13 protein-coding genes and 1 pseudogene are annotated in these 25208 nt (G+C 56.9%); 6 read left to right on the plus strand and 8 right to left on the minus strand.

The window, feature by feature from the left end; all coding sequences use genetic code 11:
- The first annotated feature begins 72 nt into the window (after positions 1–72).
- Positions 73–4317: an isocitrate lyase/phosphoenolpyruvate mutase family protein gene (locus PKC29_04315; GenBank protein HML94639.1), complete on the plus strand. Its 4245-nt coding sequence runs from the start codon at positions 73–75 to the stop codon at positions 4315–4317.
- A gap of 285 nt (positions 4318–4602) precedes the next feature.
- Here the strand turns inward: PKC29_04315 and PKC29_04320 are convergent, their stop codons facing one another.
- The 7 genes and pseudogenes from PKC29_04320 to PKC29_04350 form a co-directional block, all read right to left on the minus strand.
- A complete protein-coding gene (locus PKC29_04320; protein ID HML94640.1) occupies positions 4603–5514 on the minus strand; it encodes a rhodanese-related sulfurtransferase in 912 nt (303 codons plus the stop codon).
- A 304-nt stretch (positions 5515–5818) separates the two neighbouring features.
- A pseudogene (locus tag PKC29_04325) lies at positions 5819–8212 on the minus strand (phosphoketolase family protein).
- Positions 8213–8432: 220 nt separating this feature from the next.
- Positions 8433–11114: a glucosidase gene (locus tag PKC29_04330; GenBank protein HML94641.1), complete on the minus strand. Its 2682-nt coding sequence runs from the start codon at positions 11112–11114 to the stop codon at positions 8433–8435.
- A 383-nt stretch (positions 11115–11497) separates the two neighbouring features.
- Positions 11498–11755, minus strand: a complete 258-nt coding sequence (locus tag PKC29_04335) for a DUF2934 domain-containing protein (protein HML94642.1) — start codon at positions 11753–11755, stop codon at positions 11498–11500.
- A 217-nt stretch (positions 11756–11972) separates the two neighbouring features.
- On the minus strand, positions 11973–13880 hold the full coding sequence (locus PKC29_04340) for a hypothetical protein (GenBank protein ID HML94643.1): 1908 nt from the start codon (positions 13878–13880) through the stop codon (positions 11973–11975).
- Between the two features lie 252 nt (positions 13881–14132).
- Positions 14133–15383, minus strand: a complete 1251-nt coding sequence (locus PKC29_04345; protein ID HML94644.1) for an HmuY family protein — start codon at positions 15381–15383, stop codon at positions 14133–14135.
- An 11-nt stretch (positions 15384–15394) separates the two neighbouring features.
- Positions 15395–17488 carry a TonB-dependent receptor gene (locus PKC29_04350; protein ID HML94645.1) on the minus strand — a complete coding sequence of 698 codons (2094 nt, stop codon included), beginning with the start codon at positions 17486–17488 and terminating at the stop codon, positions 15395–15397.
- 1202 nt (positions 17489–18690) lie between these two features.
- On the opposite strand from PKC29_04350, the gene PKC29_04355 reads away from it, so the two are divergent.
- From PKC29_04355 to PKC29_04375, 5 genes are all read left to right on the plus strand, one after another.
- Positions 18691–19890 carry a selenium-binding protein SBP56-related protein gene (locus tag PKC29_04355; GenBank protein ID HML94646.1) on the plus strand — a complete coding sequence of 400 codons (1200 nt, stop codon included), beginning with the start codon at positions 18691–18693 and terminating at the stop codon, positions 19888–19890.
- Between the two features lie 30 nt (positions 19891–19920).
- Positions 19921–20475, plus strand: a complete 555-nt coding sequence (locus PKC29_04360; protein ID HML94647.1) for an OsmC family protein — start codon at positions 19921–19923, stop codon at positions 20473–20475.
- Between the two features lie 113 nt (positions 20476–20588).
- A complete protein-coding gene (locus PKC29_04365; protein ID HML94648.1) occupies positions 20589–21281 on the plus strand; it encodes an SCO family protein in 693 nt (230 codons plus the stop codon).
- A gap of 347 nt (positions 21282–21628) precedes the next feature.
- On the plus strand, positions 21629–23188 hold the full coding sequence (locus PKC29_04370; GenBank protein HML94649.1) for a hypothetical protein: 1560 nt from the start codon (positions 21629–21631) through the stop codon (positions 23186–23188).
- A 298-nt stretch (positions 23189–23486) separates the two neighbouring features.
- Positions 23487–24611 (plus strand): SGNH/GDSL hydrolase family protein, encoded by a 1125-nt coding sequence (locus PKC29_04375; protein ID HML94650.1) that lies wholly within the window; start codon positions 23487–23489, stop codon positions 24609–24611.
- Between the two features lie 21 nt (positions 24612–24632).
- Here the strand turns inward: PKC29_04375 and PKC29_04380 are convergent, their stop codons facing one another.
- Complete coding sequence (locus tag PKC29_04380) at positions 24633–25202, minus strand: plastocyanin/azurin family copper-binding protein (GenBank protein HML94651.1); 570 nt, start codon at positions 25200–25202, stop codon at positions 24633–24635.
- Between the last annotated feature and the right edge of the window lie 6 nt (positions 25203–25208).

Here is a 25208-nt window from a genome sequence, read left to right on the forward strand (position 1 = left end):
CTTGTATTATAATGGTTTCCTCTTTTCAGATATTGCAAAGCAAAAAAACGCCAACTCAAGGAGAAGGAGAGTATGAGTACCGTTCATAATATTACCAAACAGCCTTACAGGAATACCCCGGGTCCGAGGGGGCTCCAGGTGAGAGATAATCTGGAGATAGAATACGCGGACGTCTATACCCCGGAAGTGCTCGAAGCCTTAAAAGCCCTTTCCGTTTTCAACAAAGACCAGAAGCTCCTTATGGAAAAGAGGTATTCCAGAAGGGCCCAGAGATTCCGCAACAGGGAGCGCATCCGCTTCCTCAACCCCAACGACTTCATTCCCCGCACAAATATTAAGGTACAGGACGCCAGAGACGGCAAGTTCGTAGGCTCGGACATCCCACACGATCTCCAGAGACAGTGGATACAGGGAACCGGCCCCGCGGCGAGGCCCAACTCCAGCGTGGACAAGAGCATCCGTAACGTGGCTTACGCTCTTCTCTCCGGAGCGGACGGCTGGATGTTCGACGGCGAGGACGCCCTCGGACAGGTGGGCACCATGTCCCTCGACAATCAGAGGAACCTCAAGCTGGCAATCAGAAAAGACCCGATTTTCATGAATACGGCCGAGCAGGTCTCGCGCGAAATGAACGAATGGGCCAAGGGCTTCTTCGGGCGCGAGATAATCACCGACTGGAGAAAGCAGCTCGACTTCACGACCAAGATCTTCCGCGCACGCGGGCTTCACCTCGACGACAGGCACGTAAGGGACGAGAACGGCGTTGCCCTTTCGGCCTCGATAGTCGACACGGTCCTCTACGTAGTAAACAACTACCAGGAGCTCCAGGCCGCGGGCTCTTCCATAGTCCTCTACCTGCCGAAGATACAGACGGCCGAAGAGGCGGCTTTCTGGAACGAGCTCCTTACGGCCCTCGAAGACCATCTCGGCATCCCCGTGGGCTCCATAAAGGTCTACGTCCTGGTCGAGCAGATCGAGGCCACCTTCCAGCTCATGGAAATCCGCGCCGCTCTCGGCAGGCACTTCGTCGGCTACAACACCGGCAGGTGGGATTACATCAACAGCGTGTCCGACGCAATGGCGTGGGACCAGTCTTTCATCAACCCCAACATCGAATCCATAACAATGACTTACGGCTACATGCGGAACTACGAAGACCGCGTCAGAAGGGCGGTAAACACCCCGGGCGTAAACGGGAACTATGCCCTCTGGCAGGGCGGCATGGAGCCGAACATCCCCGTCGGGTCCGACAAGGGCGTCAAGGACGGGATGGAAAAGGCGGTAGCCGGAGCGAAAAGGGAACAGAAAGCGGGGGCCAGCGGAAAGTGGGTCGCCCACTGGAAGATGGTCCACATAGTAAGGCCGGTCTGGGAAGAGGCCGGCGAGGAAAACCAGGCGGGGAGGAAATTCCCGCCGCTCACCTATACCGACGAGGACGCGGACGGGCTTACGCTTTTAGAGCCCGCGCCGAGGACAATAAGAGGCGCGAGGAACCTGATAAGCGTAGCCCTTCAGTACGGTAACGCGTTCGGCCAGGGGTTCCAGGCCGCGGCGTTAAAGCCGGCGGACTTCTTCGAGAACGACGACATCCTCTATCTCATGGAAGACGCCGCCACGGGAGAAATCAGGCTCAGCATCCTCTGGGAGTGGGTCGATAAGGGGGCCGAGCTCACCGAAGACGACAAGGAAACGGGGGCCAAGTCCGGCGACACGTTCACGAGGGAGCTCTTCGAGCGCCTCCTCGCCGAGGAATACTCCAAGCTCTTAAAGGCGAAGGACAAGGACGTTTACGACTACTCCAAGCCGACGACGCTCCCGATTGCGAGGGAAATCGTCGAAGCCTACGTCCTCGACAACGTAAAGACCCCGTGGTACATCGACCTTCTCAACATCAACCTCAACAACCACGACCTTCCGACCGCGAAGCTCAGGATAAAACAGTACAAGGACGCATTCAAAAAAGACGGCACGAGGATAACTGAAAACCTCGACTTCCCGTCCGATACCAGGAACGACAACTTCCTCGAAGACGAGCTCGACTCGTTCGAAAGGGAAGTCCAGGAAACCAAGGAGTGGTTCGCCTCCCCGAGGTTCAAGGGAATAAGGCGGCTCTACTCGGCCCGCCAGGTCGTCCAGCAGAGGGGTACGCTCGAGCAGGACTACACCGTGGCCAGGGTATACTCCGAGCAATTCTACAACAGGCTCCGCGAGCTTTTCGCCAAGGGCGAGCAGATAACGACCTTCGGCCCCTATTCGCCGGGCCAGATAGTGACGATGAAACGCATCGGCATCGAGGGCATATATCTCGGCGGCTGGGCGACCTCCGCGAAGGGGTCTACCGACGAGGATCCGGGTCCCGACCTTGCCAGCTATCCGCTGAGCCAGGTGCCCGACGAGGCCGCCGGTCTCGTGCGCGCCCTCCTTACGGCCGACAAGAACCAGACGTTCCTCCGCTCAAGGATGTCCGAAAAAGAGCGTAAGTCCACCCCCAAGGTCGACTACAGGCCGTTCATCATCGCCGACGCCGACACGGGCCACGGCGGCGACGCCCACGTGCGTAACCTCATAAAGAGGTTCGTCGAGGCCGGCGTCACGGGTTACCACATCGAAGACCAGAAGCCCGGGACGAAGAAGTGCGGACACCAGGGCGGCAAGGTGCTGGTTCCGGTAGACGAGCAGATAAAAAGGCTCGTCGCCGCGAGGTTCCAGCTCGACATCATGAAAGTGCCGGGAATCATAGTCGCGAGGACGGACGCCGAGGCGGCGAACCTTCTCGACGGCAGGGGCGACGAGCGCGACCATCCGTTCATACTCGGCGTCACCAACACCTCTATCCCGGGATACAAGATCTGCTATCTCGCAATTCTGAAGAGATTCTTCGACAAGGGAATTACTGACGTAAACGGCTTTATGCTCTACCAGATATCGGACGACGAATACGAAGAGGCTTACCAGTGGTTCGACAAGGTCGGGCTCACGCCGATAATCGACAAGAGCATCCAGGCCTTAAAAGAAGGGAAAGAAAGAAGCATCACGAAGCCGCTCGACAACGCCGCAACGAAGTTCGTCGAGACATGGGAGGTCGAGGCCGGCCTCATGACCTACGCCCAGGCCGTCGCCGAGCAGATGGAGTTCGCGATAGAAGAGGGCAGGACGCTCGACATGACGATCGAAGAGTGGTTCGATTTCGCGAAGCACTCCTCCTACCAGCACGCCAGGGAGCGCGCAAAGCTCATGGGCATCGACGCCTTGTGGGACTGCGAGCTTTCGAGGACGCCCGAGGGCTACTACCAGGTAAAGGGAGGCATCGAGTACGCGATAGCCAAGTCGCTGGCGGTCGCACCCTACGCCGACCTCATCTGGATGGAGACGAAAACGGCCAACTACGAAGAGGCCAGGGAATTCGCGGAGGCAATACACGACGAATATCCGGACAAGATGCTGGCCTACAACCTCTCCCCGTCGTTCAACTGGGATACGACAGGAATGACGGAAGACCAGATGAGGGAGTTCCCGAAGGAAATCGGAAAGCTCGGCTTCGTCTTCGACTTCATCACCTATGGCGGACACCAGATAGACGGTCTCGCGGCCGAAGAGTTCGCTACGGCCCTGAAGCAGGACGGCATGCTGGCGCTCGCGAGGCTCCAGAGGAAGCTCCGGCTCATCGACTCCCCGTACAGGACCCCGCAGACACTCGTCGGCGGCCCGAGGCTCGACGGCGCGCTCGCCGCATCGTCCGGCCGTACGGCTACGACGGTCGCCATGGGCAAGGGCTCTACCCAGGTGCAGCACCTGGTCGAGACGGAAGTCCCGCCGAGAATCCTCGAAGACTGGCTCGAGCTCTGGTCCGAGCATTACGGCATACCGGGCAAGCTTACTGTAAAACTGAGGCCGCACACCGCGGGCTCCGAGCTCCTCGAGCTTTCGGTCCTCGACGACATGAAGAACAAGCTCGCGAACGTCATATTCTCGTCGATTCACGACCGCTGGGGCAACAACTTCATCTCCGTCCGCGATCAGAACACGTTCGACGACAAGCTTCGCCAGAAGAGGCTCATGGCCCTCATCCATCTGTTCCTCATTCACAGGTACAAGGGAGGAACGGTACACTACGTCAGCCCGACAGACGATAACCAGAAACAGGCCCAGGGCATGAAGGCCCTCGGTATCTACGACGAGGTAAACACCGAAGTCGGCCACATCATCGTCGCCCGCGTCAACACCGACCGTGTAAAAGAGCTTATAAGCTCCGACCTCACAGAGCTCAAGAACTTCATAGCCAAGAGGTCCGCCAAGGGGCGTGGAAAAAAGAAGTAAGATAGTTTAAGATAAGATAAAAGCCGGCGGGGGCGCGCGAAAGCGCGTCCCCCTCGGATTACCGAAACCGCAGTCCCCCAGATCAACGGGCAGGAGGTAATACGACATGGAGCTTCTCCCGCCTTTCCTCTACGCAATAATATTCATAACGTTCGTCGTGCTCATAATCCTCCACTCACGAAACGTCGAATAATTCCGTCCAATCCAGTATGTTATGTGTTGTAAATAAGAACCGGTCTTACTCGGGTCCTGTTAGCTGTATGCCGCAGTGAAGGGTAAGGCGTGTCAGGCGCCTCTCGATCTCCGTCCCTGTCTCTCTCGCGACTTCTTCAAAAGGCTGTTTTCGTACTCTTCGAGACATTCGTCGGAGCAGGTGCCCCGAAAGGCCTCGCTGCAGCCCTCGCACAGTATGACGAGCTCGTCGCAGGGGATGTTGGCGCAGTTCTGGTAACGGTCGGACGCCCCGCCGCACCTGACGCACGTGGCTATGCAGTCCCCCCCGGTCTCCACGTCCGATATGAGCCTCTGGTCGAAGACGAAGCACTTCCCCTCCCAAACGGTGTCCGGGTGCTTCTGGCAGAAGTTTATTATGCCGTCCTTCAACTGGTAAACGTCCGTAAAGCCCCTTGAAACCATGTACGCCGTCGCCTTCTCGCACCTTATCCCGCCCGTGCAGTATGTGACTATCGTCCTGTCCTTCCGGTCCTCGAATTCCTCTATGGCTTCCGGGAATTCGCGGAACGAATCTATGTCCAGCGTAACGGCGTTTTTGAACTTCCCGACGTCCGATTCGTACTTGTTCCGCGTGTCCACGATAATGAAGTCCCTCCCGCTCGAATACATATCCAGGAGCCCTTCGGGGGATATGTATTTGCCGGTTTTCGACATGTCGAGCTCACGCTCCATGCGGATTATCTCCTTCTTCTTCCTGACGATGAGCTTCCTGAAGGGGTGGAACGAGGAAAGCTCCTCCTTGAATGTGACGTCCTCGAACCCGGGTATAGAATTTAAATGGCGCTTGTAAGACTCGATGTTGTCCTTCGGGCCCGAGAGGGAGCCGTTTATGCCTTCTTTTGCGACGAGAATCTTCCCCAATAGCCCCTCACCGCCGCAAAATTCCCTTTCGGCCGCCACGAAGGCTTCGGGATCTTCGATGTTCGCGAACTTGTAGAACAGTATTACGTGTACGTTTTCCATTGTATTTAAGGTCTTAGGAGCTGCCCCGCCATTAAATCATAACTGTTTAACAGGGCTAAAATTATAAGTGATTGTAAGGACTTTTCAACTTCTGCGGAATTTTCAGTCCTTAAAAAGAGAGAGAGGGAACACTTAATGCTCGGGAAAGTGTTCCCTCTCTTCTTAAAGGAGGATGGAGGATGAATTTAAGTGCGTTACTTAATCTTAGTAATTAATATAAAGTATCCCGCTTAAAATGTCAAGTGCTATTTTCACGCGTGACCCGGAACAATGCAAACCGCCTCGCTCCCTGGGCCGGGCAGGCCTAATACCTGGGGTCGGACGTCCAGACCCAGTCCCTTACCTCGGGCATGTCCTCGCCGTGGGCGCGCACGTACTGCGAGTGCTCTTCGAGCTTCCTCTTGAAGTACTCGATCAGGTCGCCGGACTCGGACTGGAGCCTCCCGGCCCTGTGAAGGGCCTCTATCGCCAGATGGTAGCGGCTCATGCCGTTGCATACGACCATGTCGAACGGGGTCGTCGTCGTGCCCTCCTCGACGTAGCCGCGCACGTGAAAGCGCTCGGCGTTTGGCCTCTTGTAGGCGAGGACGTGAATTACGCGCGGATACCCGTGAAAGGCGAACACGACCGGCGCGGTGTCGGTGAACAGCTCGCGGAAGGTCTCCTCGTCGAATCCGTGCGGATGGTGCGAATGGTGGTGGAGCGTCATCAGGTCGGTTACGTTCACTACCCTCACCTTAAGCGCGGGCAGGTGCTTCCGGAGGAGCCACGCCGCAGCCACGGTTTCGAGCGTCGGCACGTCCCCCGCGCATCCGAGGACGACGTCGGGGTCCTTCCCGCCGTCGTTGGACGCCCACTCCCACACGGACGCCCCCCTCCTGCAGTGCTCGACGGCGGTCTCCATGTCCATCCACTGAAGTGCAGGCTGCTTGCCGGCGACGATGACGTTTATGTATCCCTTACTCTTAAGACAGTGGTCCGCCATCGAAATCAGCGAGTTGGCGTCCGGCGGTAGGTATATCCTCACGACAGCCCCCTTCTTCGTCATGACGGAATCTATGAATCCGGGGCCCTGGTGGCTGTAACCGTTGTGGTCCTGCCTCCACGCGTGCGAGGTGAGGAGGTAATTCAGCGACGCCACAGGCGCCCTCCACGGGAGCTCCGCCGACATCTTTAGCCACTTCGCGTGCTGGTTCATCATCGAATCCACAATCGTGGCGAACGCCTCGTAACACGGGAATATGCCGTGCCGGCCGGTTAGCAGGTATCCTTCGAGCCACCCCTGGCACATGTGCTCGCTCAGGACTTCTAAAACCCTGCCGTCGGGCGCGATGTGGTCGTCCGTTTCGATGATTCTCTCTACAGAGCACCTGTTCGTCACCTCGAACACCGCGTCCAGCCTGTTAGAGCTGGTCTCGTCCGGGCAGAAAAGGCGGAAATTGCCCTCTTCTGCGTTGTTCCTGAATATATCGCGGAGAAATTTCCCCAGCTCGCGCGTGGCCTCGGCCTTCTCCGTGCCGGGCTCTCTCACGACGACGGCGTAATCCCCCAAGTCGGGCATTATGAGCGGCTTTAAAAGCTTGCCGCCGTTCGCGTAGGGGCTCGCCCCCATGCGCTTGTTGCCGTAAGGCGCGAGCTCGGCAAGCTCCGGTATAAACCGTCCGTCCTCGTCGAAAAGCTCCTCCGGCCTGTAGCTCCTCATCCATTCTTCGAGAATCCTGAGGTGCTCCTTGTTTTCCTTGACCTTCGCCACGGGCACCTGGTGCGATCTGAATGTCCCCTCTACCTGTTTCCCGTCTACCACCTTCGGCCCGGTCCAGCCCTTCGGGGTGCGGAGGATTATCATCGGCCAGTCGTGCCGCCTGCTGAACCCCCTCATGCGGGCGTCCATCTGTATCTTCCTTATATCCAGGTACGAACGGTTGAGCGCGTTGGCAAAGGCCCTGTGCACCTTGAGCGGGTCGTCACCCGCGACGAACCTGACGGCGTACCCGAGCCCCGAGAAGAGCGCCTTGAGCTCCTTGTCCGTCGAGCGGCCCAGCACCGTAGGCCCCGCTATCTTGTAACAGTTAAGGTGAAGTATCGGGAGCACAGCCCCGTCGCGCACCGGGTTTATGAACTTGTTCGACTGCCAGCTCGCCGCGAGCGCCCCCGTCTCGGCCTCGCCGTCTCCAACTACGCAAACCGCCAGGAGCTCGGGGTTGTCCATCACGGCGCCGTTTGCGTGGGCGAGCGAATAGCCGAGCTCCCCCCCCTCGTTTATCGAGCCCGGCGTCTGAGGCCCGCAGTGGCTCGGGAGCCCCCCGGGCCACGAGAATTTCTTAAATAGCGTGAGCATCCCGGCTTCGTCCCGTGTAATCTCGGGGTATACCTCCGAAAGCGTGCCTTCCAGGTATGTGTTAGCGAAGAGTGCCGGGCCTCCATGCCCGGGGCCGGTGACGAAGATCACGTCGCAGTCCCTGTATCTTATCATCCTGTTAAGATGCACGTAGATGAGATTCAGCCCCGGCACGGTGCCGAAATGCCCGAGCAGTCTCGGCTTTATGTGGTCGGGCTTGAGAGGCTCCCTCAAGAGCGGGTTATCCTGAAGGTATATCTGGCCTACAGAGAGATAATTGGCCGCGCGCCAGTATTTGTCGATGAGCTCTATCTGCTTCTTGGACAGTTTTTCCATATGAACGTTCGCCTTTTTGTCGGGATTCCTCCCTGCTTCTACTTACAAGATTATCGCATCATACCGGGACGGCAAAGCCCTATTTAAAATGTCCGGGCGGCATATGGTGGTCTATAGAAAATGCCTGGAATATCGGCCGGTGGCGGCTTGGGCGGAAGCCCACCGGCGTAAACGTGAACGCTCCCGGGCGGGGGCTGAGCCCGGCGCCCGCCCGGCCGGAAAACCGGAACGGCCGCCCTTTCTTCTAGACTTCGTCTATCGAGCCGTATTCACTCGACTGTAGTATGAGCTTGGCGACGAGCCCTGTCCACCCCGTCTGATGACTCGCCCCTATGCCCGCACCGTCGTCACCGTTGAAGTATTCGTAGAAGAGGAGATAATCCCTCCACGCCGGGTCATTCCGGAATTTTTCGGCGCCGCCGAAAACGGCCCTCCCGCCGTCACTCTCCTTCTTGAATATGCGTATCAGCCTGTGCGCTATCTCGTTCGATACCTCCCAGAGATTCATATGCTTCCCGGAGCCCGTCGGGCACTCGACCTTGAAATCGTCACCTAGATAATAATGGAATTTCTGAAGCGCTTCTATAAGGAGAAAGTTCACGGGAAACCACACCGGTCCGCGCCAGTTCGAGTTCCCTCCGAAAAGTCCGCTCGAAGATTCGGCCGGCTCGTACCTGACGCAGTACTCCTCGCCGTTGGTCTTGAAGTAGTAGGGATTTTCGAGATGATATTTCGAAAGCGCCCTTATGCCGTAGGGGCTGAAGAACTCGCTCTCGTCCAGCATCTTCTCGAGAATCTGCTTCAGCTTCTCCTTATCCACGATGGACAGTATCCTTCTCTCGCCGACGCCTTTTTCTATCATGGATGCGACGTTTTTCGCGAGGTCCGGCCTGTTTTCGATAAACCAGGTCATCCTTCTATGGAATCCTTCGAGCTGCTCCAACGTCTCCGGCTCTATAGTCTCTATCGCGTACAGCGGTATCAGCCCTACCATCGACCTCAGCTTCATCGGTACGTGAGAGCCGTTCGGGAGATGGAGGACGTCGTAATAGAATTTATCGTTCGGGTCCCATAGCCCGTCGTGCCCCATGTCGGGGAGGTTTATGGCGCGCGCTATGTACAGGAAGTGCTCGTAGAACTTGCTCGCGATGTCCTCGTAACTGGGATCGACCTTGGCGAGCTCGATGGCTATCGCCAGCATGTTCAGGCTGTACATGCCCATCCAGCTCGTGCCGTCCGCCTGCTCGAGCACGACGCCGGAAGGAAGCTGGGCGTTCCTGTCGAATACGCCTATATTGTCGAGACCGAGAAAGCCGCCCTCGAAGACGTTCTTTCCCCCGGCGTCTTTCCTGTTCACCCACCAGGTGAAATTAAGCAGAAGCTTCTGGAAGACGCGTTCGAGGAAGAGAAGATCGCGCCGCCCGTACATCTTGTACTCGATGTTGTACACCCTCCACGCGGCCCACGCGTGAACGGGAGGGTTCACGTCGCCGAAGGCCCACTCGTATGCGGGTATCTGGCCGTTGGGGTGCATGTACCATTCCCTCGTAAGGAGCACCAGCTGCCGCTTGGCGAACTCGGGGTCTATCATGGCGAAATTCACCGTGTGGAACGCGAGGTCCCACGCCGCGAACCACGGATACTCCCACGTGTCCGGCATCGACAGCACGTCGTCGTTGTAAAGGTGTATCCACTTGTGATTGCGGCCGGTCCTTCTCGACTCCGGCGGGGGAGGGTAGGCGGGGTCGCCCTTCAGCCAGTCGTTTATCACATAGTAGTAGAACTGCTTCGTCCACAGCATCCCGGCGAATGCCTGGCGCTGCACGTTCCTGAGATCGTCGGGCATGGGGTCGGGCGATATCCTCCGGTAAAACTCGTCGGCTTCGGCCATGCGCCTCTGAAAGATATCCTCGAACCCGGCTCCGAACGGGTCTTTCATGCCGGGCTCGTCCGTGAGCCTGAGCCTCACGGTAATGGACTTCCCCGGGGGCACGGCGAGTACGTAATGCGCCGCCATCTTCGTCCCGACGTTTCCGGGGTTGACGGCCGCCTCGTTGCCGGAAACCACGTAATCGTTGATCCCGTCCTTCACGTACGGCGAGGGGTTCGGGATGCCGAAAAGCCTCTCGAAGTTTGTTTCGTTCTCGGTGAAGAGGAGCTTTCCCGGCGCGTCGCAGTAGAGCCATCTCTTTTCCAGCGTAGGGTGGTCCGCCTCGACGACCTTCACGCCGCCCGCGCCGCTCGCCTCTCTCAATATCGGCTTCTTGTCGTCCCCTTTCCAGCTCCACGTGTTCCTGAACCATAGCGTAGGCAGGAGGTGGAGACCGGCCTCTTCCGGCGCGTGGTTCACTACCGTGAGCTTCACCAATACATCCTCGGGCGTACCCTTCGCATACTCTACGAATATGTCGAAGTACCTGTCGTCGTCGAATATCCCGGTGTCTATGAGCTCGTACTCCGATTCCGTGCGGGATCTTCTCCGGTTCGTCTCGACGAGGTCGCTGTAGGGATAGGCCGCCTGGGGATATTTATACAGGCATTTCATGTACGCGTGCGACGGCGTGTTGTCGAGAAAATAATAGTATTCCTTTACGTCCTCTCCGTGGTTGCCCTCGTTCCCCGTAAGGCCGAAGAGCCTTTCCTTGAGTATGGGGTCCTTCCCGTTCCAGAGGGCGATTGCGAAACATAACCTCTCGTGATTGTCCGTTATCCCGGCTATCCCGTCCTCGCCCCACCTGTATGCGCGCGAGCGCGCGTGGTCGTGGGGCAGATATTCCCAGGCGGTGCCGTCCGGGCTGTAGTCCTCCCTGACGGTGCCCCATTGCCTCTCGCTCAGGTAAGGGCCCCAGCGCTCCCAGTACGCTTTTTTGTCTCTGTTCTCTTCGAGTCTCTTTTCTTCCGCTGTCTGTTTAGGGGGTGTAGTCATCGGGGTAGGGAGCTCCGGCGGACGTTCGAATGCGTCCTGTATCGGCGAGCCCCGTTAATCCTCCTTGGTATTTCCGGGCCACGTGTCCGGGACTTTCCGCAACCTGATCGGCCGGGACACGGATGAATACAATTTTACTTCACCCTGCGTGTTTTGAAAAATAAGCGGGAAATTTTCGAGCTGCGTCTTTCACCGGGAAAACAGGGAGGGAGCGCACGACGGACACGCCACACGTTACGTGAGCGCACGGGGCACAGCGCTGCCAAGGTTTGGCCGGGAAACGAGAACCAGGAATGAGGGCGAAATCTTCCCGGGGTTCCCGGGATTCACTCGACCTACATCTGCCTTCAGGCAGCCTGACGCACGGTGCGAAGAACCCTCGTCTAAGCCTTCTTCTTGCCCTTTACGATCTTTTCGGCTTCCAGCCAGTGCTCGATATCTCTCCCCGTTTCCCTGCCCCTCGATTCGAATATCTCGTAGGCCTTTTTGGCGATCCTCTCGTAGAGCGATTCCTGGGTTTCGGGGGCCGGCGCCGGCTTGACCGCGGTCTTCCTTACCACTGTCTTCTTCTCCGCGGGCTTTTTCGCCGCCGTCTTTTTCGGAGCAGCTTTCTTGGGGGTGGATTCTTTTTTAGTCGCCATATGCGATCTCCTTGCAGGCACGATAAAATAAGGACTTGCCTATTATTTTACAAGAATATATCAACTGTTGGCGGCTGTCATCCGCCGCGAAAAAATAATGGATGGAATGCGCTTCCGGTTCGTGCGAAGGGAATTCCGCCCCCCCTTTTTGTCGAGGAGGGCGGAACGGTCTTACAGTGGATTTCTCCCGGCCGATCGCTGGCGCGGAGAATCGGTCTTATTGGTTGCCGAGGCCCGCTTTGGCCTGCTCGTTTCTTTCTTCTATATCCCGCCTCAGTTCCGCTACGCCTTCCTGTATCTTCTCTTCCACCCACTTCACGTAATTAGGATGAGGCGCGAATCCCGAGCCGAGCTTGTACTCGAGCCCTTCGAGATACTTTCTCTCGTGCCCTTCGCCGGTGGTCCTGACGGGGATGACGATTGCGGTGCCGCCGTCGGCATTAGCCTCTTCCACCATTCCGCGTATAACCTCCACGGATTTTTCGCGCTTGTCCGGCCAGTCCTCTCTCCACGTGTAGTACTTGACGTCCCTGTACTTAACCGGGCTGCCGGACTGTATGTGCTCTGCGATCGTCTTGAGGTTATTCATCCAGTAGTCGTTTGCCTGGTCGCTCTCCGTGCCGTGGCTTAGCAGTATAACGGTCTCCTTCGACGGGTCCGTGCTGAGCTCCTTCGCCCTGTCGGCCATAGCCTCGGCGAGTAACGGGTGCGCCTCTATTCCGCCGAGCGTCACGAATACGGCGTCGCTCGCTATCCTCGACGAGCCTCCGTGTCCATGCCCGTGGCCATGTCCGTGTCCGCCGCCGTGCCCTCCGTGACCGCTGTCGGCGGCCTGGCCGCTTCCGTGGCTCGCGCTTCCATGAGCGTCGCCGTGCGCGTCACCATGGCCGGCCGAAGCGTGCTGCGCATATCTCGACTCCTTCTCTTCCGTGAGCCCGAGCATCTGCTCCGTGCCCTTCTTGAAGCTCGATTCGAGGGAGAAAACCCTCAAGACGACTATGCCTTTCGCGCCCCTTTCCTCGAGCCTTCTGACGGCCGGCTCGACTACGTCTATCTCGCTCATGCTGAACGCATCCTCGAACATGTATTTGTCCCTGAGCTCGTCGATTGCCGTGCTCATGGCGTGATTCCAGTTATAGTCCGACCCGTGCGGCATGTATACGACGCCGATTTCGTCGTCCTCCAGCGGGAGCCTTTCATTCGCCTCTTTCCTGAACCAGAGCGTAACGTATTCGTGCGGCGTAACGTCCTTCCCGTCATAGACCGCGCCCGGATACTTGGCCAGGCTGCCCTTGAGCATGTTCCACTCGCTCATCATGCCGGTGAGCTTCATGGCTAGGTTGAAGGGAACCACCACCGCGCGTCCGCCGTTTTTCGTGCTCTCGGCTATCGTCTTGTGGAGGTCGGCCATCCCCGCGCCGTGAAGCTCGTCGTCTGCCTCCCAGCTATACAGCACGACGACGGCGGTGTTCTTGAACCCGAGGCCCGTGTTCGCCCCTGCGACGATCCTTTCGAGGTCCGCCTTTATCGCCTGCGCGCTGTCGGTGTCCATCGCACCGGAGCCCACGACTACCAGCGTTTCTCCCGAGGGGTTTACGCTCAGCGCCGACGCCCTGTCGATGAGTATCTCTTCGGCGAGGTAGCTCTGTCCGAAGTTCTCCGCTATTGCTATAGACGCATTCCCCTTATAGGTCTTTAGCGCCTCGACGCCGTTTTTATACTTCGAGTCGGAGCTCGAAAGAAAGAACGGAACCACCCATATCGTATTCACGTTCCTGGCCTCCAGGTTCGCGAGCGCCTCGCGTACGTTCTTCTCGAAATCCTCTCCCGTTACGAAAGCGAGCTCGGCTGTGTAGTCCTTGCCGAAGTCTTCGAAGGCGGCCCTCGTCTCTTCGTTCCCCGAAAATCCCCTGTCCGGCACGAGAGCGAGAAACCCTATGCCGGCCTCGGCCGCATCGGCCTCGGGGGAAGCGGTGGGTGAAGCCGTCGGGGCCTCGCCCGCCGCCTGCGTCGCGGCCGCCGGCGCATTGCCGCCCGATTCGGGCTCCGTCTCCCCGCTGCAGGCGTAGACGCAGAAGGCTGCCGCAATCGCGGTGAATAACGTTAACATGTATTTTGCATTCATTTGATTTACACCCTCACAATTGTTTTATCTGTATTATAGCTTTTGCTGTTCTGTATATGCACTCTCCGGGAAATAGCGCCGGGCCAGTTTGTCCGTGGCCGCGGCATCCCTCCGGCGCTGAGTACCTTGATTTACTCCCCATCCCGCTGTTGTCTGATACGTGCAAGAAAAGACTGCCCCGGAATACCATGCGCCGGTTAAAAATGCGGGGCCCGGCAGCGGGGCCCCGCACCGTCATTTACGAATTATCGTTTACGGGAATACCTTTTCGAATATTACCGTATACCATCCGCTCTGAGTCGTCTGCGGGTGATAGTAGCTCTGTATCTGGAGCTTGTATATCTCGCCCTCGGACTGAATCAGGTAGACCCTGTAGTTCGGCCAGATCTGGTGGTCGTTTCCGGTAAGGTTGTAGGCATACCAGATCGAGTCGATGAATATGCCGCCGGCCGAATCCGTGAAGTAGAACGGGATCTGGCTCGGATCCGCCCCGTTGGTAAAGGCATCCGGCTCGTTTCCTATGGGGAACGCACCGCCCGCCCCCGGTCCGCTGAGGCCGCCGTTCGTATACATGCTGAAGAGCCTCGTCGCCGGGTCGTACCCTACGCGAAGGTCCCAGCCCGCGCTCGAGGTTACAGGAGCGAGCGTTTCGTAATCGAAATAAACCGAACCGCCGCCTTCGGGTATCTCGAACGTACCCGTGTGCGGAGTCGTAAAGCTCGTTTCCCCCGCATTCTGAATGACGGATTCGACGGTTATGTAGAATATCTGCTCCGTGGCTCCGTATGTAATATCGGTCACATGGAATTTAATGTAAGCCTCGCCGGTGTCGCTCTTTACTATCCACCAGTTGTCCGGATTGGCCGATACGGTGTGAGTCGTGAAGTCGTAGAGCCACCACCCTTCGGCTGTACCGTCGCCCACTATGACCAGGGACGGGACGTCCGACGTGAATACCGAGGCGTCCGGGTTGCCTTCTCCGTCCAGCGGTACGTCGCTCGAAGTAATGATTTCGAAGTCCTCTAGCTCCGAGTCGGCCGTGGCCGAGGCGAACCAGTCGAATATGGCGTCGCCGTTAGCGTCGTAGGCTTCCGAGTTGTTGCCCGTAAAGAATCCGCTGACGCTGCCCGGTCCGGATACGCCGCCGTTGAGGATTACCGTCGATCTCTTAAACCCTATGTCCCAGTTAGTCGAATCCTGCGCCTGTGCGTCCGTAAGGTCCACGACCTCTCCCGCGGAAAGATCGAGATAGGTGTACTTGTTTGCGGGGTCCTCGGGGCCTGCGCTTACTCCTCCCGCTGTGGCGTCGATGAGAAGAGAGATGGTTTCATTGCTGCCTCCTCCTCCGTCTCCGCCGTCCCCGCCATCGCCGCCGCCGTTGCCACCACCGCCACCGCCGTTACTGCCTCCTCCGCCCCCTCCGCCCCCTCCGCAGCCTCCCATGAGACCGAAGGACAGGACCACTACCAAAATCAATGGAAAGATAGTTTTAAATACCTTCATTCCTAGCCTCCTTAATGTTGTGTTTTTGAAATTTGGAAAGTCGATCTTATACCCAGATATATATAACGCCCTACCGAAGGCCTGAGGTCGTTCACGTCGTTCGGGTTTCTGTGAACGTCGAAAATATTGTCGACACCCAGGAACACCGTGCAGCATTCCCACACGTCCTGGTTGACCTTCCCGTCGAATTCGGCCCACCCGGGCGAGGTTATGGTGTTGTCCTCGTCGACGTATTCGCTCGATTGATAAACGGCCCTCAGGTTGATCATGTTCCCGGGCAGGACGTTTACTATATCGACGCCTGCCTTCACCTGGTGCTTCGGGCGTCCCGTGAGCCATTTGTCTATGCCCGTATCCTTCGCCCATAGATACGTGTACCCGCCGTTTATGATGAAATAGCGGAGAAGGTTGTATGTCGCGGCGAGCTCGGCCCCCATGGTCGTTGCCTTTCTGACGTTTATGTACTGAAATACCTGGAGCCCCATTTCGTCGCTGAGCTCCTCGTCGAGCCTTACGTCTATGAGGTCTCGTATGCGGTTATAGAACAGGTTCACGTCCCACCTGAGGTCCCTCCACCAGCCTTCGGCGCCGACCTGGAAGCCGTCGGACTTTTCGGGGACGAGGTCGGGGTTGCCGAGGATTATGTAGCCGAGCGCGCTGTGGTCGAAGAAGTAGTAACGCTCTTTTAAATTCGGCACGCGGTATCCTCTTCCGTATCCGAGCCTGATTCTCAGATTCTCTAGAGGGGATATCATGACGTTTATTTTCGGCGAAACGTTCGAGCCGAAGTCGGTGTCGTACTGGTATCTGACCCCGGGCAGCAGCTCTAGCCATGGGGTTACGAAGTAGTCGTCCTGCGCGTAGGCCTCGAACGAATTCATGTCCGCCCCCGGCGCTATCTCCTCTATTATCTCGACGCCGTTCACGGTCTCCTTTATCTGGTCCTGCTCCAGCGTCTGCCGCCCCATGATGCCGCCTATGGTCGCCAGGTGCTTTTCGCCTATCGGCCTGTCGTACTGCGTTTCCGCCGAATAATAAAGGAAAGTGGCGTCCCTTTTCTGCTCCAGCTGCGGGCTCGAAGGTATGTCGAGAATGCTTATGTCGTGAAAGCGTTCGTAGTTAAGAGCGCCCTGAAGCCGGGAGCCGTCCTTGAACGGCACGGTCGTCCCTAGTACGAGGTTTATGGTGTCGGCGTTCTCCCGCCTCTCCCAGATCACGTCGCCCAGCCCCGGCGTGAAGGTCGTGTAGGTTATCGTTTTGTCTTCCTTGTAGTATCTCGGGTAGAAATAAAACTCCATTCCGCCCTGCGTCGTATACGAAAATTGCCCACTGGCGTTCCACCTGTACCCCTCGTCGCCGTTCGTGTTCGGATCGGACTTGTCGAGGTCGTATCCCTCGAAGAAACGCACGTCCGAAAAGAGCGCTACCGACCACGGGCCGCGGTTGGCGGTGAGGTTGGCCATCAGGTGCTCGGTGGCGATGTGCTTGTCGTCCACGTTCTTGTCGCCGAAAGTTCCTATGTCCGCGAGAATAGTGGCGGCATAGTCTTCCGGGGGTTTGCTCGTGATGACGTTTATCACGCCGGCCATGGAATCACTGCCGTAGAGCGCCGAGACCGGGCCCTTTACTATTTCGATTCTTTCTATGTCGGCAGCGCTTATCTGCGTAAGGTCCACCGTCGAGCCGGTGCTGGCGGTGATCCTTCGTCCGTTAAGGAGTATCAGCACGCGGTCCGCGTCGAACCCCTGCATCCAGACGCTGTAACCGTTCTTCTCGGTTTCCTTGAGCAGGAGTCCGGGAACGTATTCGAGCGCTTCTTTAAGATCGCGCGCGTGGGTTCTTCTGATCTCTTCCTTTGTAACCACCTGCGTCCTCACAGGAGTATCGAGAAGCTTTTTCTCTGTTCTCGTACCCGTAACGACTACCTCTTCAAGCCTCTGATAATTCTCGTCCGGCCGACCGGTTTCCTCTGCCTCGGTCGGATCGTGCACCGGATCGTCCTCGTCGTCCGGCTCGTAGACCTCGGGCACCGTTCCGTCTATGTAATCTTCCGCCTCGGACGGAGCTTCCTCCGCCTCCGGAGGGTCGTATACAGGCTCATCCACAGCCCGGGCCGATTGATACACCCCGCATAAAACAATCAGGACAAAGATCGACAATATCTTTAAACAAGTCATTCTCACGAGCGAATAATCCCTTCTGTAATGTGTTCCGTGCGGACGGGGCTCCGACGCTAATGATGAGATTGATGATGAAATTCGTTCTCATAATAACAGATTACCCACCCATGTCAAGATTTTCAAACCGAATGGTAAAATGAGCTCAGGTTAATTATTTACAATAAAACCGGGGAGAAGCCATTACTATGAAATTGATATGCATTTTCGTTAAATATAATACCCGGGTATTTAGACATATGTGTAAACATCGTTGAGCGAGGTAGTTTCAAGTGCAACACGTGCCGAATGTTTTTAGATCCATGAAAATCGGAGGCTTAAAACGTGTAAATGCCCATTTTGTATGCATGCTTTGATCGTTGCATATGCATTGTTTTGCGCCGCTCAAATCATGGAATTTCTCGGGATATCGAGCTGTAAATTTTTTGTGCAGAAACCCGGAAATCCGGATCGGCGTAGATTGGCGGGACATGAATTTTAAAATCGAAAGAACGGTGCTGCGCCTGTGTCGTCCATCCGGGCGCCGCAGACGTGCGATTCCTTTTAAAGAATTGTTGGCCGCTTTTACGTTCTCGACGCCTCCTCTGAAAACCGGTCAGAACAGTTTACTCCGGTAGTCCGGGTCCGCTTCGGCATAAGGTCCCGTATGCCATGCTTGCTCCGTCACATTCACGGCGCCCTTCCGGCGCAGATTCCCCGATCCGGGCCCTTTGTGTCTGATACCCGCCTGTCCGCCTTTTGCCCTCATCCGGTCTTCGTCGTTCTCTTTATCCGGGCTGTAGTGCAAGCGGGGGACTGTCGGTGAGTGAGCGCTCACTTATTCGAGGCGATTACATCTTAATCAGTTTTCGGTTACATCGTGCTCACTTTGTCGGGGCCGTATTTCGGGCTGGGAATATAAGCATCGGTCAATACATTGTATTTCGATATGGGCACGGAAATTGCAAAGGCCTCCCGGAATAGACGGCCCGCGCTCCGGGACGGCTCGCCCGTGAGACCGATCCCCGGGCTCTCGCCTCCAGAGCGGCCGCCTAAAAAATATTTTGCCTCAGGGCCGAAGGAGATTGAGAGAAATGAAGAGTTTTCGGTATACCGGTTCACCTCGCAGCGCCGGGGGATTACTGGCGTGCATGATTTTAATTCTGGCAGCGTCTTTTACAGCGCCCGGCCCGGCACGGGCCGAGGTCTGCCATTCGCCGTTCATAAATTACCTGACGACGCCCGAGAAATATCTCTACGTCATGGCGCTCGACGCCGACGGGAAGGATAACGACTTTCTCGCCGTCATAGACGTCGACATAACGTCGCCCGACTACGGAACGATAATAAACAGGCTCGACCTCGGCTCGAAAGGGAACGAGACCCACCACATGGGCTTCACCGACGACAGGACTCACATCTGGGCGGGAGGCCTTGCATCGAGCCGCATATGGATTATCGACGTCGCGTCCGACCCGGCCAATCCCAAAATCGTGAAGACCATAGAAAACACCGGAGAGCTCACCGGTCTTGCCGGCCCTCACACGTTCTACGCCATACCCGGAAGGATGCTCCTCACGTTTACCTCTAACGCCGACGGCGGCGCGCCCGGAGGGCTGGCCGAATTCACCAACGAGGGTAAATTCGTGAGAACGCTTCCCCTTCCCGAAGACGCGCCATACCTTTACGACGTCGCCGTCAAGCCCGAGATAAACAGGATGATGACGTCGAGCTGGACGTCGCTTAACAACTATTCGAAGCCGTTTGCCGAAAACGATCCCGAGCAGTTCGGCAATACGCTCGTCGTATGGGACTTCAAGGAAAGAAAGCCGCTCGAGGTCTTCAGAATAGACCAGAAGCTCCCGCTCGAAGTCAGGTGGGCGAGAAAAGCCGGCTCCAATTACGGCTACACGAACTCCATAGTCGGCGACAGTCTCTGGATGTGGACCGAGAAGAACGGCTCCTTCGAATTCAAGAAGGCGATAGACCTCGGGAAGGGATGTCTGCCTGCGGACCTTAGGCAATCACCCGACGACAAGTACCTCTACGCCAGCTGCTTCGGGACGAGCGAGCTCCAGGCGATAGACGTAAGCGACCCGGAAAATCCGAAGCTCCACGATACGGCGCATCCCGGCCTTCATCCGAACATGATGCACGTCACCTACGACGGCAAGCGCATGTACGTCACGAACTCGCTCCTTAGCACGTACGACTTCGGCGCCGACGACTATTGGGTGCGTCTCATCAGGGTAGGGCCGGACGGCAGGCTCAAGACGGATCCGTTTTTTAACGTCGACTTTACGAAATTCGCAACCGGCCCGGCAAAGCCGCACGACATGCTTTTGTATTGAATCAAACCATAACCAGGAGGACACACACACATGAGTACGCAAATAGAGAAGAACGTGGAAGTGGTTTCAGACGACCAGTCGCTGGCCGAGAAGTTAAACGGCGTAGTCAGCTCGCTCAAGGCGAGAGGCGACAGGCCGGTGCTGGCGGAGTTCCAGGCGGCGACCGAGCTCGTCGACGGGTTTCAGACGAAGGCCAGCATCAGGCAGTTCACGGTAAACGTCGACGAGCCGCCGAATCTCTTCGGAACGGACACGGGCCCTAATCCCGTCGAGCTCGTTCTCGGGGCGCTCGGCACGTGCCAGGAAATAGTTTACGCGGCCTATGCCGCGGTTCTCGGCATACCGATAGATTCTCTCAGGATTAACGTCAAGGGGCGTCTCGACCTGAGGGGGTTCCTCAACGTCGCAGAGGTCCCGGCGGGTTTTGCCGATGTCGATTACGAGGTCGATATAAAGAGCACGGCGTCGAACGAGCAAATTAAACAGCTTGCCGAGCTCGTGAACGCCCACTGCCCCGTCCTCGATACGATACAGAGGCCGGTGCCGGTGAGCTTTTCCATAGTTCATAACGACACGAAGTTATAGCACCCGGGGCCGGACGCTCCCATTACCAGACAGCAGCTCGATAGAGAGGAATCTCGAGAAGGGCAGGGAGGTCCGGCCGACAGAATCGATAAAATCATTGAAAGGAAGAAACGGTGAAACGCGTAACACTATTTATATTTGCACTTGCCATGACGGCGTCCCTCCCCGCCTTTTCGGCCGGGGACCGGCACGTCGGCCACCACGAGGGCGCGGCTCACGGGGAGGCGGCGTCCGCCCCGCCGCCTGAAACGCTTGTCCCAGAATCCGGCGAGGGGAAGTATACTCTGCCGGTCATAGGACCCGCCGCCGGTTTCAGGCTTACGGACCTCGGCGGAAACGAGGTCACGCTCGAGGACCTGGGCGGGAAGATAAAGATAGTTACATTTATATACACGTCCTGTCCGGACACGTGCCTTCTCGCAACAGGCGTCTTGTCCCGGCTCCAGGGGATACTCCGGGACGAGGGGCTTCTCGGCAGCAAGGTGAAGCTTGCCTCGATAACGTTCGACCCGGAGCGCGATACGCCCGGGCGGCTCGGTGAATACGCCGAGGGGTTCGGGGCCGAGAGCGGGAACTGGCTCTTCTTACGGGGAACGCCCGCCGAGACGAAAGCCGTGCTGTCCGGTTACGACGTCTGGACGAAAAACCTCCCCGACGGAAGAATAGACCACGTAATGAGGGTGTATCTCATCGACGGCGCAGGCAATATAAGGGAGGTATACAATCTCGCCTATCTCCATCCGGAGCTCGTCGTAAATGACATAAACGCTATACTCCGCGAAAAGGTCTCACACGCGGGATACTGAAGCCCGGGCCCCTTTCCGTATTTCGTTTCTTGTTACTAAAATAATCCTTTCCGTATGGCGGCCGAACCTTCGGGCCGGCTGCCTTCCCGCATCCAGCCATCTCCAATAACCGCATATTACTAATATTTTCCGGATAGATAAGCGGACGCCGGATTCTCGTACTGTTTTCTGACACACGACGCATGCCGATTTACAAAAAACAATAATCGCGGGCATGGTCAACTGGCACATTACTTTCAACAATAAGAGACGGCCCGAAGGACAATTGCAAGATGCAGGCATCTTCGGAGCCTGCACGAGCGGAATGTCGAAAATGTGAAAATCAAATAAATCCATGGAGGGAAGAGATGAATAAAGCCAAATGGCTTTTTATGTTTTTATTGGCTCTGACTATGGCCGCGCCTACGTTCGCCGTTGAACTCACACTGGGCGGCTTTCCGAGCTATATGCGTACCAGGGCTCGTTATATAGGAAACGCCACGTTTATATCGGCGTTGAGCAACAGTAACGCACAGGCGCTCGGATTTACTAACAACAAAGACGAGATATTCTTCGTAGACACGAGTCTGCGTTTAACTCCTCAGTTGGTGCTCAGCGATGCGGTAACGATCCGGGCACAGTTTAACGTCTTTGACAACAACATCTGGGGCGGTGCAACTTCGGAGCTGCTCGGTGGGCAGAACACCGTGGTTAACTCGAACATATCGTTTAGCGACAGGTTCCGCGGGGCGATACTGACGGGGCCTCGTGCGATAGACGATCCGGGGTTTTTCAACGTGAGGATGCTTCATGCGGATATAGTTCTTCCTCATAACCTCGGTTTCGTAAGGGTCGGACGCCAGCCGTTCGACTGGGGCCTCGGTATGTATCTTAACGGCGGCTGGGATCCTTATTCGGACCTCGGCACCCTGTTCGACAGGTTCCTCTATCTAAAATCCTTCTCGGCCGGGTCTTCGTCTATTACTCTCGTCCTTCTCTCGGACATACTCACCCAGGGGAACAGCGTCGTCACCGGTCAGGGTAACGGCTACGACATAATAGCCGGCGCACTTATCTTCAACAATCCGAACATCGTCGGTGGCAACCTGACGATAGGCGGATTTATATTCCCGTACATTCATCAGAATAACATCAACTCGGTGCCGCTCAGTGGGACGGACCCGGGCGTTCCGCCGAATGCCGGGGCGGCCGTCAGCGGCCTCGACCTCGACCACATGGTTCTTTACTCCGGACTCATCGATTACAAGACGGACCTTTTCAGGATCGTCGGCGAGCTCGACGGAGTCTGGGGAAAACTCCACGCCGATGGAGTGGGCGATATCGACATAGACGCCTCCAACATCGTTTTCGCCGCGCGTGCCGAGGTCTACCCGGGCTGGCCGCTGAAGATAGTCGCGGCCGAGTTCGGCTGGGCCAAGGGCGACGACCTGTCGAGCGGCAGCGTCGAGGGAGGACTCGTCTATTTCAACCCCGCTTACAACCTCGACAACCTCCTCTTCAAGCACATGATACCGAACATCTACCAGGTAGAGAGCAGCGTCTACAACGCCTACTATGCGCGCGCCTGGGGTACGGTCAAGCTTATAGACGAGCTTTCCTTCACACCGCAGGTTCTCGTGGCGTTTAACGAAGAGACCAGCAACCCGTATCCGGGCGTAAGCAGCCTCGATACCTACATGGCGACGGAAGTCGAGGGCACGCTTACGTGGCACGTCCATCCGGGCGTCAGCTTCGACGTAATCGGCGGCATAGTCTTTGCGGGAAGCAGCCTGGAAACGCTCCTCGAAGCCCAGGCCATGAATACGCTCGTGGCTAACGACGTTACGCCCGACAGGGTGAATTACAACGATACGCCCTGGACGGTTCAGGGCAGGCTGATGATCTTCATCGACCAGTTCTTTAAATAGGAACCCCCCTCGCCGCCGCGTGGAGCCGGCTCTGCCGTCTCCATGCGGCGGCACAAATAATCCCTTCCCTTATCTCCTTTGTCAGGTTTTAAAGTTCTGAGCCTTGCCTGAATAGGGGGAGGGATTATTTTCCCGCCCGCTCCGGGGTATTGAATTGTCTTTTCGATTAGGTTATAAGAATGCTGATCTTCGGGGCTGCCTGAAGCTTCGAGCCGATGGCTTTCAGGCGAAAGATGCACCGAATAGCAAAGCGCTTGGGACTATACCCGCGTAATCCTGACTGGAAGGAAAACATCCCATGAAGCTCAAGAAAGCCGCCCTTATCGCAATGGCCGTCATATTTACTATTGCGGCGGCGGAGCTCCTGCTCCAGGTTCTTACGCCGGACATTATATATTCCCCGCTTTCGAACCAGACCTACGACGCAAGGCTCGGGACGAAGATGAATCCCGCGCTTCCCGATATAGACGGCAGGGGGTTCAGGAACCCCGAGCCGCTTGGGCACCCGGACATCGTAACCCTGGGCGATTCGCACACGTACGGGGTTAACGTGAGCTCGGCGATGTCCTGGCCGCAGCAGCTTGCGGGCATGGACGACGTCACGGTCTACAACCTCGGCGTCGGGAGTTACGGCACACTTCAGTACAGCTATCTTGTTGACCAGGCGATAAAAATGAGGCCGAAGCACATCGTCCTCGCACTCTACGTCACGAACGACCTCGACGACGTATGCAAGCTCGTAAACAAGACGAATTACTGGGACGACTGGATGAGTGCGCACGGGTACGACCCGTCGGTCTGCCGCGAAAAATCGGGTATATGGAGGACGGTCAAGCACTATCTCACAAAATCGAACCTCTACTGGATGATCGCCTCGGCCGTGAAGAGGGTGTACGAGGCAAACGACTTCGGTGATTCGCTCGTCGTCGGGGAAGAGGCGAATCACACGATAATCAAGAACAAATCCATACTCAACCACAAGCGAAAAATGGACATGAGCCGCGAGAGAATAGCGCTCGGGTTCGATGTAACGAAAGATGTAATCGCGGATATAGAAAAGAAATGCGGCGATGCCGGTATAGATTTCAGCATCGTTTTCATCCCGTCCAAGTCGAGGGCTTTTTTCGGGTATCTTACCTCGCATGGATACAAGCTCTCGAACGATTATTATCAGCTCGTCGAGAACGAGAATAACCTCGTCGCGAAGTTCTCCGAGTTCTTCGACGAGCTCGGCATAGAGCACGTCGACGCCGGCCCGTACGTCCTCGAAGAGCTCAACACGTCGAGTAACGTCTACTCGCCCACCGACGACGGGCATCCGATGGAAAGCGGCTACAAGGCATACGCCCGCGCGGCGCACGACGGCGTCAGGATGGAAAACGAGCCTCCGTCCAAAGAGAGCGGTGACAATTCCATTCAGTAAAACGGAATCACCGCTGCCGTTTCATTCCGTAGAGCCGATCCTTACTATCTTTTCCTTCATTATACGCTCCACGGAAGGGAACGTTGTCCGCGCGGCCGGCGGCACGGGCAGCCAGTCCGCAGATGCGGGATTCCCTTTGTAATAATCGAAGGGCAAAGTTCCCGACCCGAGCGGTTTACCGACTACTATACGGCCGACCATTCCGGCCCCCTCGTGGGGGAGGCAGAAATAGTCGTAAACCCCTTCCTCCGTAAAGGTGTGTTCGAACCTGTCACCGGGCTGCAAGAAGCCCGAGTCCCACGGCGCGGCTTTCTCCGGTATGCGGAGGGAGTGATTCCCGTTCGAGGGATGATAGGCCGTGACGGTGTGAACGTTTTCTATACAGACCCATCTCACGGTCTGCCCGGGTTCGATCAGTATGCCCACGGGGTCGAACCATACATGTGAGCCCATGATGTCACTCTCCATGTGGATTTCGACGATGGAATCGCCGCCGGATTGTATGGCCGGCGAAGCCGAAGCCCTGTTTGTAATGAACAGGCCGGCGGCCAGTATGCCGCCGGCCCTCAGGAATTCCCGCCTTGATGGCATTAGTCC

The organism is Thermodesulfobacteriota bacterium (assembly GCA_035325995.1).
In the GTDB taxonomy this organism is placed as follows: domain Bacteria; phylum Desulfobacterota_D; class UBA1144; order Nemesobacterales; family UBA2774; genus JADLGH01.